Annotated in this window: 13 protein-coding genes; 4 read left to right on the top strand and 9 right to left on the bottom strand. The window is 76.5% G+C overall.

The window, feature by feature from the left end:
* Nucleotides 1-152: 152 nt before the first annotated feature.
* Nucleotides 153-941, bottom strand: a complete 789-nt coding sequence (locus tag OG618_RS28055; protein WP_329490322.1) for an aminotransferase class IV — start codon at nt 939-941, stop codon at nt 153-155.
* 68 nt (nt 942-1,009) lie between these two features.
* Complete coding sequence (locus tag OG618_RS28050) at nt 1,010-2,017, bottom strand: GNAT family N-acetyltransferase (RefSeq protein ID WP_329490321.1); 1,008 nt, start codon at nt 2,015-2,017, stop codon at nt 1,010-1,012.
* A 154-nt stretch (nt 2,018-2,171) separates the two neighbouring features.
* On the opposite strand from OG618_RS28050, the gene OG618_RS28045 reads away from it, so the two are divergent.
* Entirely contained in the window at nt 2,172-3,635 is a 1,464-nt protein-coding gene (locus OG618_RS28045) for a glycosyltransferase 87 family protein (RefSeq protein ID WP_329490320.1), read from the top strand.
* Nucleotides 3,521-4,636, top strand: coding sequence for a glycosyltransferase family 4 protein (locus OG618_RS28040; protein ID WP_329492317.1), 1,116 nt, complete (start codon nt 3,521-3,523; stop codon nt 4,634-4,636). Before OG618_RS28045 ends, OG618_RS28040 begins: the two co-directional genes overlap by 115 nt.
* Before the next feature lie 61 nt (nt 4,637-4,697).
* Here OG618_RS28040 and OG618_RS28035 read toward each other — a convergent pair whose 3' ends face one another.
* The 3 genes from OG618_RS28035 to OG618_RS28025 form a co-directional block, all read right to left on the bottom strand.
* Nucleotides 4,698-5,354 carry a response regulator transcription factor gene (locus OG618_RS28035; protein WP_329490319.1) on the bottom strand — a complete coding sequence of 219 codons (657 nt, stop codon included), beginning with the start codon at nt 5,352-5,354 and terminating at the stop codon, nt 4,698-4,700.
* Nucleotides 5,339-6,658, bottom strand: coding sequence for a sensor histidine kinase (locus OG618_RS28030; RefSeq protein WP_329490318.1), 1,320 nt, complete (start codon nt 6,656-6,658; stop codon nt 5,339-5,341). The genes OG618_RS28035 and OG618_RS28030 overlap by 16 nt, the downstream gene beginning before the upstream one ends.
* A gap of 106 nt (nt 6,659-6,764) precedes the next feature.
* Nucleotides 6,765-6,938, bottom strand: a complete 174-nt coding sequence (locus tag OG618_RS28025) for a S26 family signal peptidase (protein WP_329490317.1) — start codon at nt 6,936-6,938, stop codon at nt 6,765-6,767.
* Between the two features lie 391 nt (nt 6,939-7,329).
* Between OG618_RS28025 and OG618_RS28020 the strand changes: the two genes are divergently transcribed.
* Nucleotides 7,330-8,532, top strand: coding sequence for a carbohydrate-binding protein (locus tag OG618_RS28020; RefSeq protein WP_442906960.1), 1,203 nt, complete (start codon nt 7,330-7,332; stop codon nt 8,530-8,532).
* A gap of 58 nt (nt 8,533-8,590) precedes the next feature.
* Here OG618_RS28020 and OG618_RS28015 read toward each other — a convergent pair whose 3' ends face one another.
* From OG618_RS28015 to OG618_RS28005, 3 genes are all read right to left on the bottom strand, one after another.
* Nucleotides 8,591-11,542 carry a hypothetical protein gene (locus tag OG618_RS28015; RefSeq protein WP_329490315.1) on the bottom strand — a complete coding sequence of 984 codons (2,952 nt, stop codon included), beginning with the start codon at nt 11,540-11,542 and terminating at the stop codon, nt 8,591-8,593.
* A gap of 2 nt (nt 11,543-11,544) precedes the next feature.
* A complete protein-coding gene (locus tag OG618_RS28010; protein WP_442906876.1) occupies nt 11,545-13,455 on the bottom strand; it encodes an HSP90 family protein in 1,911 nt (636 codons plus the stop codon).
* A gap of 121 nt (nt 13,456-13,576) precedes the next feature.
* Nucleotides 13,577-14,602 (bottom strand): hypothetical protein, encoded by a 1,026-nt coding sequence (locus OG618_RS28005; RefSeq protein WP_329490313.1) that lies wholly within the window; start codon nt 14,600-14,602, stop codon nt 13,577-13,579.
* 653 nt (nt 14,603-15,255) lie between these two features.
* Between OG618_RS28005 and OG618_RS28000 the strand changes: the two genes are divergently transcribed.
* Entirely contained in the window at nt 15,256-15,582 is a 327-nt protein-coding gene (locus OG618_RS28000; protein WP_329490312.1) for a hypothetical protein, read from the top strand.
* Between the two features lie 102 nt (nt 15,583-15,684).
* On the opposite strand, the gene OG618_RS27995 is transcribed toward OG618_RS28000, so the two are convergent.
* Nucleotides 15,685-16,353: an enoyl-CoA hydratase/isomerase family protein gene (locus OG618_RS27995; RefSeq protein WP_329490311.1), complete on the bottom strand. Its 669-nt coding sequence runs from the start codon at nt 16,351-16,353 to the stop codon at nt 15,685-15,687.
* Nucleotides 16,354-16,364: the final 11 nt, after the last annotated feature.

The following is a 16,364-nucleotide window of genomic DNA, read 5'->3' as shown; positions in this document are numbered from 1 at the left end:
GGTGCTCCGAACCATGGAGGCCGCTGGCGGACGGACCGGGGGGTTATCCCCACCCCGTTCCCCCCGCCTTGCCCCCCGGCCCGGAGCCCCGGAGTTCTTTCGGGGCTCTCGGGACCGGAGGAGCGCTGCGGACCGGACCGGTGGGGCCCGGCTCAGAGCAGGTCGCCCTCGATCCGCCAGTACGCCGCGCACAGCGGCGCGAGGACGGGGTGGGCGGGGTCGAACGCCGTCCCGTCGATCGCGGCGATCGGCCGGACGCCGACACCCGCGTTGACCGCGAAGGCCGCCACGAACCGGTCCAGGCCGGCCGGGTCGACGCGCTCGCGCCGCTGCGGGCCGGGGTGCGCGGCGGCGAGCAGCGCGGCGGTGACACCGGGCAGCGCGGGGCCCTCCGGCCAGACCACCTGCCGGCCGTCGTGGAAGCCGACGTTCCAGGTGGCCCCCTCGGTGATCCGGCCGTCCTCCCCGGTCAGCAAGGCATCGTCGTAGCCGTCGAGTTGGGCCTGCCGGCGCAGCCCGACCAGACCGAACAGGCCGACGTGCTTCACCTCGGGCAGCTCGCGCCGGTACGCGGCGGTGCGCACCCGCAGCGGCCCGGGCGCCGCGGCCGGGGCCGGGCGGGTGGTCACCAGCAGCCGGGGCAGGGCGGGCGCGGCCGGGCGCTCCAGCCCGAGCGCCGGATCGAACACGGTGACCCGGACGATCACCGGAGCGCCGTCCGCCGGGAGCACCCGGCGGATCCGCTGCCGGACCAGCTCCCGGTCCAGCTCGGCGCCGAACACCGTCCGGCAGTCCCGGACCAGGCGGTCCAGGTGCAGGGCCAGTCCGCGCACCCGGCCGGACTCCACCCGCAGGGTGGTGAAGTGCCCGTAGTTCAGCAGCCCCAGGGCGGCGAGCTGCCCGGGGTCGGCAGGCGCGCCGTCGATCTCGATCTCAGCCATCCCCCGAGTCTCCCAGCCGTCCGGCCGCGGGTGTGCGCGGCCGTCCGCGAACGGTGGTGGCGGCGCCGTCACGGCCCCTGCGGGGCGGTGCTCGGCAGCCGGCCGGCCGGGCCGGGCAGCTGCGGGGCCCGGTCCGACTCCCGCAGGACCGGCCGCTCCGGCCCGGCGCCCTCCGGCCGGTAGGGGGAGACGACGCGCCGGCCGGCGTCCCGCGCGAGCCGCTCGAAGTGCTCGATCTTGTACGCGAGGCCCTCCGGCTCGCCGGTGTCGGACCAGCGCCAGGCCTCCGCCCACCACTGCGGACCGCGCACCAGCGGCCGGCCCGCCAGCGCGAGGTGCAGGGCGAGCGTCGAGCGGGCGAAGTCGTGCACCCACCCGTCGCTCTGCCGGTAGGCGGCCGTCTCGTCCAGGCGCAGCCACCGGCCCTCCCGCCCGGCGGCGAGCAGCGGCACCCAGCCGTGGCGGGCGTCGGAGACCAGCAGGAGCAGCCGGTCGTCCTCCTCGCGCACCCGGTAGGCCGGCAGCTGCGGCATCCGGGCGAGGCCGAGGGCGTGCTTCCAGGAGACCACCCAGAGTCCGCGCCGCAGGTAGTAGCGGACGGCGTGCTGCCAGGTCCAGTGTGCGTCCAGGCGGAAGCCGGGCATCCCCTCGGCCGCGGCCGCCCGGTACACCTCGTCAAGCACGGCCGCGGCGTGGCCGCGGCCGCGCGCGCCGGGGCGCAGGTAGAGCGAGGAGACGGCCAGTTGGCCCGGTCCCCTGGTCCAGTTGTCGACCGCCACCGTGCCGACCGGCGGACCGTCCCGGCCGTCCGGGCCGTGCACCCAGTAGCGGCGGCGGTAGAGCCCGCCGTCGGGCCACTCCCGGCCGCTCTCGCCGAGCCGCTCGCGCAGCCCGCGCTCGGCCTCCGGGGTCAGGGCGTCCGGGTCCACCCGCTCGCCCAGCTCGCCCTCGGCGCGGGACGCCACGTCCCAGAGCTCGAACCGCCGCCCGTCCCCGCCGTCCACCGTCCGCAGCCGGGGCACCGCCGCCAACCGCTCCTGCGCCCGCTCCACCGCGGCATCCCACGACCTCACCACGGGACCACGATAGCGAGCTTCGCCACCGAACGTGTTTCCGCCGTCACCGAACGTCAGGGCGAAGGTGGGCGGGCGAGGAAGGTAGGGGAAACCCGACCCCAGGTCTCGACCTGGCCGTCATGACCCGGCCGTACTGCGCCGCTGGAATGAAGGGGTGCTGAATCACCGAGGCAGACGCGACCACCGCGACCGGGACCACCACCGACCCAGGAGAGCCCAACTCACCTACCGGGCCGGGTGGTTCGACCGGCGGGCACCGTGGTGCGCCGGCTGGCTGACCGCAGCCGGCTGGGCGGCGGCCTTCCCGCTCGTCTCCGGGCTCGGGCCGCACCGCAGTTGGGGCGCCATCGCCGCAACGGGCTATCTGGCGGCGGCCGTTGCCGTACTCGTGCTGCCGGGGCGGCGGGCCCGCTCCTGGTCCGTGGCGGTGGCCCTGCTCGGGGCCCTGGCCCTGCCGCTGCTGCGGCTGGTACTGACCGGTCAGGGGCAGAGCGAGGTCGCCGTCATCGAGCGGTCCGCGGAACTGCTGCTCCGGCACGGCACCCCCTACCTGGCCGATCCGCACACGGTCTCCGAGTACACGCCGTACCTGCCCGGCATGGCGCTGTTCGGGCTGCCCCGCGCGGTGCTGGGCGCACAGGAGTGGCCGGCCCGACTGCTCGGGGACGCCCGGCTCTGGTGCGCCGCCGCGTTCCTGGGCTGCCTGTTCGCGGCCGGCCGCCGGCACCGGCCCGCGCTCGCGGCGCTCACCGCCTCGCCGCTGGTCGCGCTGCCGCTCTGTGTGAGCGGCGTGGACCTGCCGATGACCGGCCTCTGCTGCCTGGCCCTCGCCCTGGCCGCCCGGGGCCGCCCCGGCGCCGCCGGGCTGGCGCTCGCCGCGGCCTGCGCGCTCAAGTGGACGGCCTGGCCCGCGGTCGCGGTCGTCGCGGCCCTGCTCGCCGCCACGGCCGGCCGGCGGGCGGCGCTGCGCGCCACGGTGGTCGCACTGGCGGGCACGGCCGTCCTCGTCCTGCCGGGGGCGCTGCGCTCGCCCGGCCCGATGTTCCACCAGGTGTTCGCCTTCCCCACCGGACGCGGCCCGCTGCCCACCCCGGCGGGCAGCCCGCTGCCCGGCCGGCTGCTCGGGGACCTCGGCCCGGCCGGCTGGTACGCCGCGGTGACGCTGCTGCTGCTCGGCGGGCTGGCCGTCGCCGCCTCGCTGGTGCTGCGCCCGCCCCGGGACGCCGTCGGCGCCGCCGACCGGCTCGCCCTCGGGCTCTGCGTGGCCTTCCTGCTCGCACCCGCCGGGCGGTTCGGCTACCTGGCGCTACCGCTCCTGCTCGCCCTCTGGGCCCGCTCGCAGGCCCGCACCGCTCCCCGCACCGGCGCCCTCGCCGACGCGCTCACCGATCCCCGAACCGATCCCCGAACCGATCCGCTCACCGATCCCCGAACCGAGGTTGCACCGACCCCATGGCCGGCACACTCATCGTCACCAATGACTTCCCGCCCCGGCAGGGCGGCATCGAAACCTTCGTCCACGCCCTGGCCACCCGTCTGCCCGCCGACGAGGTCGTCGTCCTCACCTCGGACGAGCCCGGCGCCGCCGCTCACGACGCGGCCCTCCCCTTCCCGGTGATCCGCGACCGGTCCCGGACGCTGCTGCCGACCGCCAGGGTCACCCGGCGGGCCGCCGAGATCGCCCGCGCGCACGGGTGCGACCGGGTCTGGTTCGGCGCCGCCGCCCCGCTCGCCGCGATGACGCCCGGGCTCCGGCGGCAGGCCCCCGGGATCGCCCGCACGGTCGCCACCACGCACGGCCACGAGATCTGGTGGGCCCGCACCCCCGGGGCCCGCCGACTGCTCCGGCGGATCGGTGACCACGTCGACGTGGTCACCTACCTCGGCGAGTACACCCGGGCGCGGATCGCCCCCGCGCTCGGGCCCCGGGCCCGGCTGGAACGGCTCGTGCCGGGTGTGGACGCGGAGCGCTTCCGGCCGGCGGGCGCGGGCGCGGCGGGCGCCCCGGACACCGGCGCGCCGATGATCCTCTGCGTGGCCCGGCTGGTCCCCCGCAAGGGTCAGGACGCCCTGATCCGGGCCCTCCCGCTGATCCGGCGGACGGTGCCGGGGGCCGTCCTGGTCCTGGTCGGCCGGGGCCCGGACGAACGGCGGCTGCGCGCCCTCGCCCGGCACCACACCGAGCCCGGCTCGGTGGTCTTCGCCGGCGGCCGGGAGCACGCGGCGACACCCGCCTACTACGCGGCGGCGGACGTCTTCGCGATGCCGTGCCGCACCCGGCGGGCCGGTCTGGAGGCGGAGGGCCTGGGCATCGTCTTCCTGGAGGCGGCGGCCGCCGGGCTGCCGGTGGTCGCCGGCCGGTCCGGCGGCGCGCCCGACGCCGTCCTCGACGGGGTCACCGGCGCCGTCGTCGACGGCCGGAGTCCGGCCGCCGTCGCGGACGCGGTCACCCGCATCCTCGGCGCCCCGGCGGCCGACCGCGCCCGGATGGGGGCGGCGGGACGGCGCTGGGTCCGGGCGCAGTGGTCCTGGGAGGCCTCCGCCCGCCGCCTCGCGGAGCTGCTCGACCCGGCGGGCGCGGACGCCGCCGCCCCGGAGGGGTCCGTCCGCCGCGGGTGAGGCGGCACCGCCCGCCGGGTCGGGCGGGTCCGCGCCCGCTTCCGGGGGGCCCGCCCCGGGCCTACTCCCCCCGCAGGTGCGCCAGCACCGCCAGCACCCGGCGGTTGCCCTCCGCCGGGTCGAGGTCGAGCTTCATGAAGATGTTCCCGCAGTGCTTGACCACCGAGGCCTCGGTGATGCCCAGCCGCCCCGCGACGGTCTGGTTGTTCAGCCCCTCCGCCATCAGCGCCAGCACCTCCCGCTCGCGCGGGGTCAGCCGGGCCAGTGGCCGGTCCGCCGCCTGCTGGCGGAGCAGGACCCGGACCACCTCGGGATCGATCACCGTCTGACCGGCCGCCACCCGGCGCAGCGCGTCCAGGAAGTCCGCCACCTCGCCGACCCGGTCCTTCAGCAGGTAGCCGAGCCCGGCGGGCTGCGCGCCCGCGGCGCCGAGCAGCCGGGTGGCGTACGGGGTGGCCACGTACTGGGAGAGCACCAGCACGGGCAGGCCCGGGTGGCGTTCGCGCAGCTCCAGGGCGGCCCGCAGGCCCTCGTCGTGGAAGTCCGGCGGCATCCGGACGTCGGTGAGCACGAGGTCGGGGCGGTCCGCGTCCACGGCGGCGGCCAGCGCGGCCGCGTCGCCGACGGCGGCCACCACCTGGTGGCCGCCACGGGCCAGCAGCTCGACCAGCCCGGCCCGGAGCAGCACCGCGTCCTCGGCGATCACGATCCGGAGCACGGCACCTCCACCCGGAGCCGCGTCGGCCCGCCGATCGGACTGGTCACCATCAGCCTCCCTCTCAGAATCGCGATCCGGTCGGCGAGGCCCTGCAGCCCCGCCCCGGCGGCCGGGTCGGCCCCGCCGCGGCCGTCGTCCGTCACCTGGAGCACCAACCGGCCGTCGTCGACCCGGCCGTGGACGGTGACCGCGGTGGCGCCACTGTGCTTGGCCGCGTTGGTGAGCGCCTCGGTGACGGTGAAGTAGGCCGTCGTCTCGACCGGTCCGGGCAGCCGGTCCGGCAGGTCGATGTCCACCGCGACCGGGACCGGGTGGCGCAGCGCGACCTCGGCGACGGCGGCGGCCAGCCCGTGGTCGGTGAGCACCTGCGGGTGGATGCCCCGGACGAGGTCCCGCAGCTGTTCGAGCGCCTGCCGGGCCTCGCCGCGCGCCCGGTCGACCAGCGCGAGCGCCGGGTCGTCGTCCGCCCGCCCGCGCAGCTCGTACGCGGCCAGCCCGAGGGTCATGCTGAGGGCGACGAGCTGTTGCTGGGCGCCGTCGTGCAGATCGCGTTCGATCCGCCGGCGTTCGGCCTCGAAGGCGTCGACCAGGCGGGCCCGCGAGCGGGTGAGTTCGAGGACCTGCCGACCGAGGCCCTCCGGCCGGGGGCCGAGCAGGGACCGGACCAGCCGGACCCGGCCGGCGGTCAGCAGCGCGCCCGCGTACCCGCAGAGCAGCAGGCCGCCCAGTCCGACGGCGGTCGCGGGGAGGGCGGCGGCGGGACCGGGGACGGCCCGGCCGGGGATCAGCATCACGGTCTCGGGGGCCAGCGCCCAGACCACCAGCGGGCTGACGACCAGCGCGCCGCAGAACACCAGCAGGGCCGTGAAGGCCAGGTCGACGACGCTCAGGACCAGGGCGAACAGGGCGGTGTAGCCGAGCTCGCGCCAGGTGGCGCGCTCACGCAGCCTGGTCCGCAGCCGGGCCCGTCGGCCGACCCCGGGCAGCGCGCGGTGCGGGTCGGGCACGGGCGCCGGCTCCACCAGCCGCAGCCGGCGACGCTCCAGCGCGCCGACCGGGATCCCGGCGAGCGCGACGCCCAGCAGGACCACCAGGCCGACCCCGACGACGGACAGCCCGGTGCCGATCAGCAGCAGGGCGGCGAGCAGGGCCAGCAGCAGCGGCCCGAACACCGCACCCCCGAGCACGTGCCCCCAGCAACGCCACGGGGTGGAGGTGAACGGGAAACGCAGCGGGCGCGCCCGCAGGGCCGCCAGGACCGCGACGGCCTGCCGCCCCTCCGCCACCCCCCGGTCCGCCCCCATCCGGCCACCCTAACCGACCACCCCGCACCCGCCCCGACCTGCCCTTCCGCCCCCACACTCCCGCCCGGGCCCCCGAACCGCCCACCTGACACGGCCCCGGGGCCCGTCAGCCGCGCAGGGGGACGCCGTCGAGGACCACGCCGACGATGCTGGTGGCCGGGACGGCGCCCCAGAGGCGGGAGTCGGTGCTGAAGGCGGGGTTGTCGCCGAGCAGGACCACCTGGCCGCCGGGCACGACGGTGGTGCCGGCCGCGGACGCGTGCGCGTGCTCCGCGGGCATTCGTTCCTCCAGGCTGCGATTGCCGGACGGCGCGGCCTCGCGCTTACGGACGAGATCTCGTGTCGGGAAACGTGACCGACAGACCGGAGAGCACCCCCGGGGGCCGGCCGAAGGCTTGACCGTCCCATTGGTTGACGGCGGTTTCCGGGCAGGTCTATACCAGTGGAGGCCGTCCGCACGCTCCCCCCGTGGCACGGCTGTCGCGCCCACCGCGTCTCCCCCACGTCGACGCGGGCGGGCCTTCCCCCGCCGTTTCCTGGAGAGGTTCCCGATGGAACGCGCTCTTCCCCCACAGCAGTTCACCCCACCGACCGGACCGCGGGACCGGCCCTCGCACCGCACGCCCCGGGCCCGCCGGGCCGCGGTGGCGGTGGCCGGGGTGCTCGGCCTGGTGGCCGGCGCCGCGGCCGCGCTGGCCGGCGGCGGCGCCGCCGCGGCCGACGTCACCGCCCCGGCCGCCGGGATCGGCAGCAACTGGTACGCCTCGGCGCCCTACCTGATGCCCGAGGACAACAGCCCGCCGGACGCCGCGGCGGTGATGGACGCGACCGGCCAGAAGGCGTTCCAGCTGGCGTTCATCCTGGACAAGGGCGGCTGTTCCCCGGCCTGGGGCGGCACCTCCTCGATCGACACCGACACCACCATGCCAGCGGTGATCCAGACCATCCGGGCCAAGGGCGGGGACGTCTCGGTCTCGGTCGGCGGCTACGGCGGCAACAAGCTCGGCCAGGGCTGCGGAACCCCGGAGGCCACCGCCGCCGGCTACCAGAAGGTGATCACCAAGTACCAGCTGAAGGCGATCGACTTCGACCTGGAGGAGCCGGAGTACGAGAACACGGCGGCCATCCACAACGAGATCGGCGCGGCCCGGATCCTCCAGCAGAACAACCCCGGGCTCTACATCTCGATCACCACCGCCGGGACCGGGGCGGGCACCGGGTGGTTCGGGCAGCAGATGCTCAACGAGGCGAAGGCGCAGGGCTTCACCCCCGACAACTACTCGATCATGCCGTTCGACGGCGGCTTCAACGGCGCGGCCGCCCAGACCGCCGCCCTGGTCGCCTTCAACGGGATCCTCCGGACCACCTTCGGCTGGACCGAGGCCCAGGCCTACGCGCACGAGGGCGTCTCGCTGATGAACGGGCGCACGGACGCCGCCGAGTACTTCCGGCAGGCGGACTTCCAGACCGTGCTGGACTTCGCCCTCGCCCACAAGCTGGCCCGGTACACCTACTGGTCCGTCAACCGCGACCGCCAGTGCCCGGGCACGGTCGACCCGGGGCTGTCCGGGTCGTGCTCCAGCGTGGCGCAGAGCGACTGGGACTTCACCAAGTTCACCGTGCGGTTCGCCGGCGCCACGCCGCCCACCACCCCGCCGACCTCGACGCCGCCGACCACGCCCCCGACCACGCCCCCGACCAGCAACCCGCCGGGGGCCTGCGCCGACCCGGCCTGGAGCGCCACCACGACGTACACCAACGGCAGCAAGGTGTCCTACAGCGGCCACAAGTACCACGCCAAGTGGTGGACGCTGAACGAGAACCCGTCGGCCAGTGGACAGTGGGGCGTCTGGTCCGACGACGGCCCCTGCTGACGCGGGGCCGCCCGGTGGGCCCGCCGCCGCTCCCGGCGGTGGCGGGCCCACCGTCACCTCACCGCTCCTGCGCGCCGATCCGCTCGCGCAGGCCGGTCAGGATGCCCGCCGCCTCGTGCAGTCCGAAGCCCCGGCAGCGCTCGGCGGCGGCGGCGAGACGGGCCCGGGCCTGCTCCGTCCGGCCAAGGTCGGTGCCCTCGATCAGCCCGGCCAGCCGGACGGCCTCGGCGCGCGGCGTCTCGGCCGGCTCCCCGCCCGCCTCGTAGGCGGTGACCGCCGACTCGGCCTCGGCCAGTGCCTCCTCGTGCCGCCCGGCCACCGCGTACACCCGGGCCCGTTCGTAGTGGACGGCGCCGCGCAGGTACCAGGGGGTGTGCGGCTCGCCGTCGCGCTCGGCGGCCTCCCGGACGGCGTCCGCCTCGGCCAGCCGCTCCAGCGCCTCGGCCAGCCCCTCGGGGCCCTGCCGCTGCATGGTGATCCGGGCGAGATCCCGGAGCATGCCGGCGATCTGGTCCGGCCTCGGCGCCTTCGCGTGCGAGGCGAGGGCCCGCTCGCGGGCCGTCCGGGCGGCCTCCCAGCGGCCCGCCTCGGCCAGCGCGAGGACGGCCTCGCCGGCGACCACGGTGTGGGTGTGCTGCTCCTCCCAGCCGGCCACCTCGTCGGCGAGCCGCAGGTACTCCTCCGCCGAGTCGCGGAACTCCTCCAGCGCGAACAGTCCGCGCGCGAGGTCCAGCCGGGCCTGCGCGAGCATCCGCTCGTCCAGGTCGGGCGCGGCCGGGTCGAGCAGCACCGACTCCAGAACGGCGACCGCGTCGGCCGCCCGGCCCGCGTCCCGCAGCAGGTCGGCGAGCTGGAGCCGCACCTGGGCGGCCTCCTCGGCGCCCGCCGGACCCTTGCGGTCGAAGCGCGCGGCGGCCTGCGAGAGCGCCCGGACGGCCGCGCCGTTGTCCCCGAGGTGGGCGCAGGCGTGGCCGAGCATCATGTACGTCGCCCCGAACGGGTACGAGTCGTCCGCCCAGCGGGTGGCCTCGGCCAGCGCCCGGTGGAAGACCTCGACGGCCTCGGCCCGCTCGCCGTTCTGCAGCAGCACCTGGCCGAGCAGACCGAGCACCCGCGGCGTGTGCCAGGGCAGTTCGGCTGCGTCCAACTGCTCCAGGGCGCCGCGCAGTTCGGCCACAGCCTCGGCCATCCGGCCCTGCCGGGCGGCCACATCGGCGCCGTACTGGCGGGCGGTGGCCGTGCGCCGGAGCGAGCCCCGCTCGGTGCTCTCCCGCCGGTACACGGCGACGGCGTCCTCGAAGCGCTCCAGCGTCCCGGCCGGGGGCTCGGGCAGCGCCCGGACGAGGTCGTGGTGGGCCGCGAAGGCCCGGCACTGCAGCACGATCAGGTAGTCGTCGGTCGTGATGGCCGGCCCGGCGGCTGCCGCGTCCGCAGCCGGCGGCGCGGCGAGCAGCGCCTCGGCCTCGGCCAGCGCCGCGTCCAGGGCGGGCCAGTCGGAGGTCGCGCCCTCGACGTCGCCGAGTTCGACCACCAGGGCCCGGGTGCGGACCACCAGGGCACGCCCGGCCAGCCCCGCCCGCTCGAAGAGGTCGGCCGCCTCCAGCAGCGCCGCCCGGCCGCCCGTCCAGTCGTCCCGCTCGATCGCGGCATGGGCCCGCTGCTCGGCGAGTTCGGCCCGCAGCCGGGCGGCGCTGCCGGCCGCCGTGCCCTCGGTGTGCCGGTAGTCCGCGGCGCCGAAGCGCTCGGCGACCCGCTCCCAGAGGCGGTCCCCGTCCGGGTGGCCCAGCAGGTGCAGCTCGCGGGCCCGGACGACCAGGTCGGCGAAGTCCGCCGGCTCCGGCTCGGCGGCCCGCGGCGGCGCCGCCGGGGTGGCCGGCGCGGCTGACAGCTCCGGGGCGCTCGCGGCCCGCACCCCGAGCGCGAGCGGCTCGGCGAGCAGCGGGCGCCGCTCCAGCCGGGCCCGCCGGCGCGCGCCGACCGCGTCGGTGCCGTTGCGGGCGTCGAAGCGGGCTGCCAGCGCGTCCGCCTCGGTGCGCAGGTGGGCGAGGAGCGAGTCCACCGTCCAGGCGGCGCCGGGCGGTCCGCTGACGGCGAGCCCGCCGTGGCCGCCCCGGGCCAGCCCGGCGATCAGCACCTCGACGCCGGTCAGGAAGTCGAGCCGGCCGGCCTGGTCCCCGGTGACGCCGAACAGGTCGCGGTTCTCGGCCAGGATCTCCAGGCCGCGCGGCTCGTTCCCGGACAGCGCGCAGAACTCCACGTGCAGGCCGACCGCCCGGGCCATCCCGGACTTGCCGCGGGCGAACCGGTAGCCGACCAGGTGGCTGGAGCGCGCGTCGTCCAGCCGGCCCTCGCGCAGCAGCGGCAGCAGCGCGTAGGCGTGGCTGAGGTAGGGCTCCTCGGCGCAGGTGCTCTCGCCCTCGAAGACCGGCCGCCAGGCGTCCAGCGCCCGCCGGTCGTCCCCGGACCGCACGTGGTGGCCCGCCTGGGCGCGGATCTCGCAGGCCCGGCAGTCGCTCAGTTCGCTGCGCGGCCGGGCCGCCCACAGCTCGAAGGCCTGCTCGGTGTCGATCCCGGTGTGCGCGGCCAGGTGGTACCGCTGCGCGTAGTACGGCTGGAGGCCGTGGCCGGCGGCGCGGTAGCGGTCGCGCATCTCGGTCTGCCAGCGGCGCACCGCGTCCAGCGGGACGTCGGGGGTGCCGAGCAGCGCGGTGGCCACCCACTTGAACCGCCAGAACACCTGCTGGCCGGCCCACTCGCCGAAGCCGTCGCGGTCGGTGTCCCAGAGCTTCAGCACCCGGGCGAAGACCACCGGGGTCTTGCTCCGCTCGCCGTCGTACTCGTAGGCCTCCATCAGTTCGAGCAGCGCCATCGCCCGGACCGCGGTGTCGTCGAACTGCTCGGCGGCGTCGACCAGTTCCTCCGCCGTCACGGTCCGCAGCCGGCCGTACGGGCGGGCGTCGTTCTCGCGCAGCGCGGCCATCACCGCGTCGACGCTGTCCAGTACGTCCACGGTCAGGACTCCTTCTGCGGGTCGGCGGCGTCACGGTCGGCGGCTGCGCGACCGGCCGACTCGTGGCCGAGCATCGCGTGGTCGAGCAGGCTGATGAACGACCGGTTGAGCAGGGCGCTCTCGCTGGACTTCAGCGGGCGGCGGGTGAGCAGCACGGCCTGCCCGTACAGCGCCTCGACGGCGGTGACGGTCAGTTCGCGGTCACCGATCGAGGCGGCCCGGCGCACCAGCGGGTTGAGGTGGTTCAGCACCAGTTGGGCGCGCGGCGCCTCGGCGCGCAGCGAGCCGAGGATGTCGGCCCACAGGCCGTCGGCCTCGTCCGCGAGCTGGGCGCGGGTGCGCTCGTGCCGCGCCTCCCGGTTGTCCAGCAGCAGCGCGGGCGCGCTGGTCGGGTGGAAGCTGCGCAGCGCGACGTCGCAGTCGAACCGGCCGACCACCTCGCGGGCGACGGTGAGGAACGCCGCCGCGGCCAGCTCGGCCGCCGGGTCGACGGTGTCCAGGTGGGCGGTGACGGTGCCCGGGTCGAGGTCGGCCACCGACGTGCCGGGGCGGATCTCGGGCAGCCGGTGGACGAGGTCCCGGTCGTAGGTGTAGCCGCCGTTGACCACGCCGAGGCCGGCCGCGGCCGCGATCGGGGCGACCTGGCGGAACTCCTCGACCGTGCGCGTCACCAGGACGACCGGGTGGGCGCGGGCGAACTCGTCCAGGGTGACATTGCCGTCGGTCGTCTCGAACGGCAGCCAGGGCAGCAGCATCCGCAGCAACTCGTCGTCGTAGCGCGCGAGTTCCTTGACGGCGAGGTGGTGCACCGAGATGAAGCGGTGCAGCAGGGCCGGATCGCTGGCGGAGAGCCCGGTGAGCCAGTCCCGGATGCGCGCGCCGAGGGCGTCCCGGACGGCGGCGAGCGTCTCGTCCGCGTACAGGCCCTCGCGCGAGGCGGTGGGGCGCAGGCTGTCGGTGTCGACCACGCAGCGGACGAAGAACGCCCAGTCGGGCAGGAGTTCGTCGGCCTGCTCGGACAGCAGCATGCCCTTGAGGTGGACCCGGTGGCCGGAGCGGCGGGACGGCGGCACCGCGTCCGGCAGGACGTAGGCGACGCCGCGCAGGCCGACCAACGGCAGGTCCAGCTCGATGGTGTCCAGCGGGGTGAAGTCGAAGGTGGTGCGGCAGTAGGTGGCCAGCGCCTCGCGGCGGGCCAGCGGGGAGCCGTGCCGCTCGGCCCACGGCGGGGTGCGGTTGACCCGGGTGGCGGTGCCGCGGCCGTCGACCACCGTCACCTCGTGGCGCAGCAGGCCGCCGAAGTCCCGGGCGAGCGCCAGGACGCGGTCGGAGCGGGTCCACTCGGCGGCGTCGGCGCGCGGCGCCAGCCGGACGGTGGTGCCTGGCTCGGGCTTGGCCTCCGGCGGCAGGGTGCGGATGGTGTAGCGGCCGTCGGAGCCGCCGCGCCATTCGATGACCGGCGCGTCCGGGGTGGCGGCGGAGCGGGTGACGACGGTGATCTCGTCGGCGACCACGAAGCAGGCCAGCAGCCCGATGCCGAACTGGCCGATGAAGTCCCCGCGGGCGCGGGCCAGGCCGGCGCCGTCGAGGCGGCCGTCGGCGTCGCGCTTGGAGCTGCGGCCGATGGTGGCGAGGAAGGTGTGGACGTCGGCCTCGGTGAGCCCGATCCCCGTGTCGGTGACGGTGAGGTCCTGGTCGGCGTGGACGGTGATCCGGGCCGGCGAGGCCGGGTCGAGCGCCTGGCGGGCGGAGATCGCGTCGACCGCGTTCTGCAGCAGCTCGCGCAGGTAGACCCGGGGGCTGGAGTAGAGGTGGTGGGAGAGCAGGTCCACCAGGCCGCGCAGGTCCACCTGGAAGGTGTGCGCGCTCGTCGGGTTCTCGGAAGGGGACACCGCAGGCTCTTTCGATCGCATCGGGTGTGGGGCGGGAGGGGCGGGGCGCCGGGGCGCGGCCCGGCCGGGCGGCTGGACCGGACCGGCGGGTCGGGCTGTCGGGCCGGACCGGTGGGCCGGACCGGTGGGCCGGGCCGGTGGGCTAGCGGGCGCAGCGGTCCCGGTGGGCGCGGAAGATCTCGGCGGGGTCGCCGGACAGGTAGTTCCACGGGGACTCGGTGACGGCGCCGTCGAGCGCCTCGAACAGGAGGTGCGCCGTCCTCGGCTGGTCGGCCAGCGAGAAGGCCATCGCGAAGGTGTTGAAGGCGGCCTGCCAGCCGCGCGGGCGCGGGTAGTCGGCGTGCAGCACGGACCGCCGCAGCGCCTCCTGGAGCGAGGCCAGGACGGCGGGCCCGGTGAGGTAGGCGTGGTCCTCGCCGTCCGGGAGGTCCAGCCAGTGCTCCAGGTGCGCGAGCGCGACCAGTTCACCCAGCGGACTGCCCTCGGGAGCGGCCAGCATCGCGGCGCGGGCGAAGGCGTGCATCTCCTCGTGCGAGCCGCCCCACTTGGCGCAGAGCTGCTGGAGGCGCTGCTTGTGCGAGCCGAGGTGGCCGGGGTCGCGGCGCAGCGCGGCCTCGAACCGGTACCGGGCGACGTCCGGGCCGAGCGAGGCGCCGCGGCCGCTGATCTGCAGGAAGTACCAGGGGGCGAGCCACCGGGGCTCCCGCTCGGCCACCTCGAACAGCTGCTCCTCGGCGGTGTCCAGCCGCTCGTGGAACAGCCGCCACTGCTCCTCGGTGACGTACTGGGCTCGCGCACCGGTGCGCGCCTCCCACGCCCAGGAGACGTGCCGGGCGCCGGAGAGCAGCAGCGCCGGCGTGTCCTCGGGCCGGTCGGCGACGGCCCGGGCCGTCCACTCCTCCACCCCGGCGACGTCGGAGAGCGCCACCAGCAGCCAGGTGAGTTCGGCCCCGTCCGTGACGGCGGCCAGCGCCGGGCGCAGCGACGCCCAGTCCCCCGCGGCCGCCTGGGCCAGCATCAGCCGCAACTCCTCGTCACCGTGGGCCGGGTCGAGCGCCGGCACCGCCGCCGGGCGCGCGGCGGGGCGACGGGCGAAGCCGAACCCCCGGCGGCCGTCGGCCCCGCCCGCGGCAGCGCCCTCGCCGGAACGGCGTCGGAAGAACGACATGGTGTGGCCCCCTCGAACAGCATCGGCTTCTTTCGTACGGCTGCGCACTGGCCGCCCCAGACGCAGTACATATCACGGGCGGACGACATCCCGTCCGCCGGGCCGACCTCGAAGCCCAGGTCACGACCGTGGCGGCATACCCCTGCCTGGTATGTGGACGCAGCATCGCGCGCGGGGCGCGGCGGGCCGGCCGGTGCCCGGAGCCCGGGCACCGGCCGACGGGACCGTTCGAGGACCGGCGATCCGGCGCGGTGGCACGGTGCGCGCAGCCGGCGCGCGTCCTGCACGGTCGTCGGGTTGGTGCGGACGCGCTCCTGCTCGACGGTGCGCATCCGCGTCCCGCGCTCCAGGGGCTGCTGCGCCACGACCCGGCCGGGCTCCATGACCCGCGGGGGCGGCGGGCCGCCGGGCGCGGAGGCCCGCGCCTCGGCAATGGCGTGTCCGAGACGAGTTGGACCCGCTCCTGCGGACGAGCATGGCGGTCCGGTGCGTGAACGGTGAAGGGAGCCGGTCCGACCTGCCGCGCGACCACGGCAACGGAACACGGGCGCAACGGAGTTGTCGCCGTACGACGGTGACATGTTGCTGCCAGTCAGAAGTGTGCCACCGGCGCTTCGGACCACGGGAACTGTCGATCAGTCACGCTGTCGTAGATGTACGTGATTCGCGTCCGGCTGGAGACGGCGGGTGGCCCCCCGCCCGTCCGACCGGTGGCGGCGGCGACCGTGCGGGACGCACTGGAGCGCGTGCTCCGGGAGCCGGCCCGGCTCGACCACGCCCGGATCCGGACGGCGCCGGGAGCCCTGGACGCGGTGGCGTTCGTCTCGGCCCCCGGCCTGCTGGCCGCCGAGGCCGGGCTGCGCGCTGCCTGCGTGGAACTGTCCCATCCACAGGGCCCGTTGGCAGGCTGGCTGCTACGGCACTGCGAGGCCGACTCCTGGCTGGCGCTCGGCCTGCACGAGCAGCCGACGTACCGCTGAGCCCGGGCCCCGGGCCGACCGGCCCCGAGCCCGGGCCCGGGGCACCGGCACCCCGCGCACACGGGGGCCGGCCGCCCGGCCACCTGTCACGCGCTCACGCGCTCAGGCCACCGTCGGCGTGCGGAGCGAGGCGAGCGTCTCGGAGTACAGCATCTCCTTGATCTGCCCCCGGACCGGCCGGGTCTTGCCGGCCAGCGCGCGGGCCCGCTCGACCGCGGTCCCGAGCAGCGCGTCGAGGTCCGCGACCTCGTCGACGATCCCGGCCGCGAGCGCCTCGCCGCCGCCGTAGCGGCGTCCGGTGGTCATCGCCTCGTGGGCCGTCCCCGGCGCCAGCCGGGCCCGGATCAGATCCGACATGCCGCGCTGGAAGGGCAGGTCGAGATCCACCTCCGGCAGGCAGAAGTACCCCCGGTCGGCCCGCATCACCCGGACGTCGTGGGCCAGCGCCCACATCGCCCCGGCCGCGAAGGTGTGCCCGTTGAGCGCCGCGACGGTGACCACCGGCGAGGCCAGCGTCCGGGCGAGCAGCGCGTGCACCCGGTCCAGGTAGCCGGCGTACTGGTCGCCGTGGTCGAGCAGCCAGGCCAGGTCCAGACCGTTCGACCAGTACTTGCCGCTGCCCACCGTGACCAGCGCGCGCGGTCCCTGCGCGCCCTCCACCTCGTCGAACGCCGCCTCCAGAGCGGAGAGTCGGTCGGGGTGGAAGAGGTTCTCGTCGTCGGGGTCGAGCCGCAGGACGAAGACCTCGCCGTCCTGCTCCAGCTTCGGCATGCGTCGCTCCT

It is taken from the genome of Kitasatospora sp. NBC_01246 (genome assembly GCF_036226505.1).
Lineage (GTDB): Bacteria > Actinomycetota > Actinomycetes > Streptomycetales > Streptomycetaceae > Kitasatospora.
Note: the sequence above shows the minus strand (reverse complement) of the source record. Positions and strands in the feature narration are given on the sequence as shown.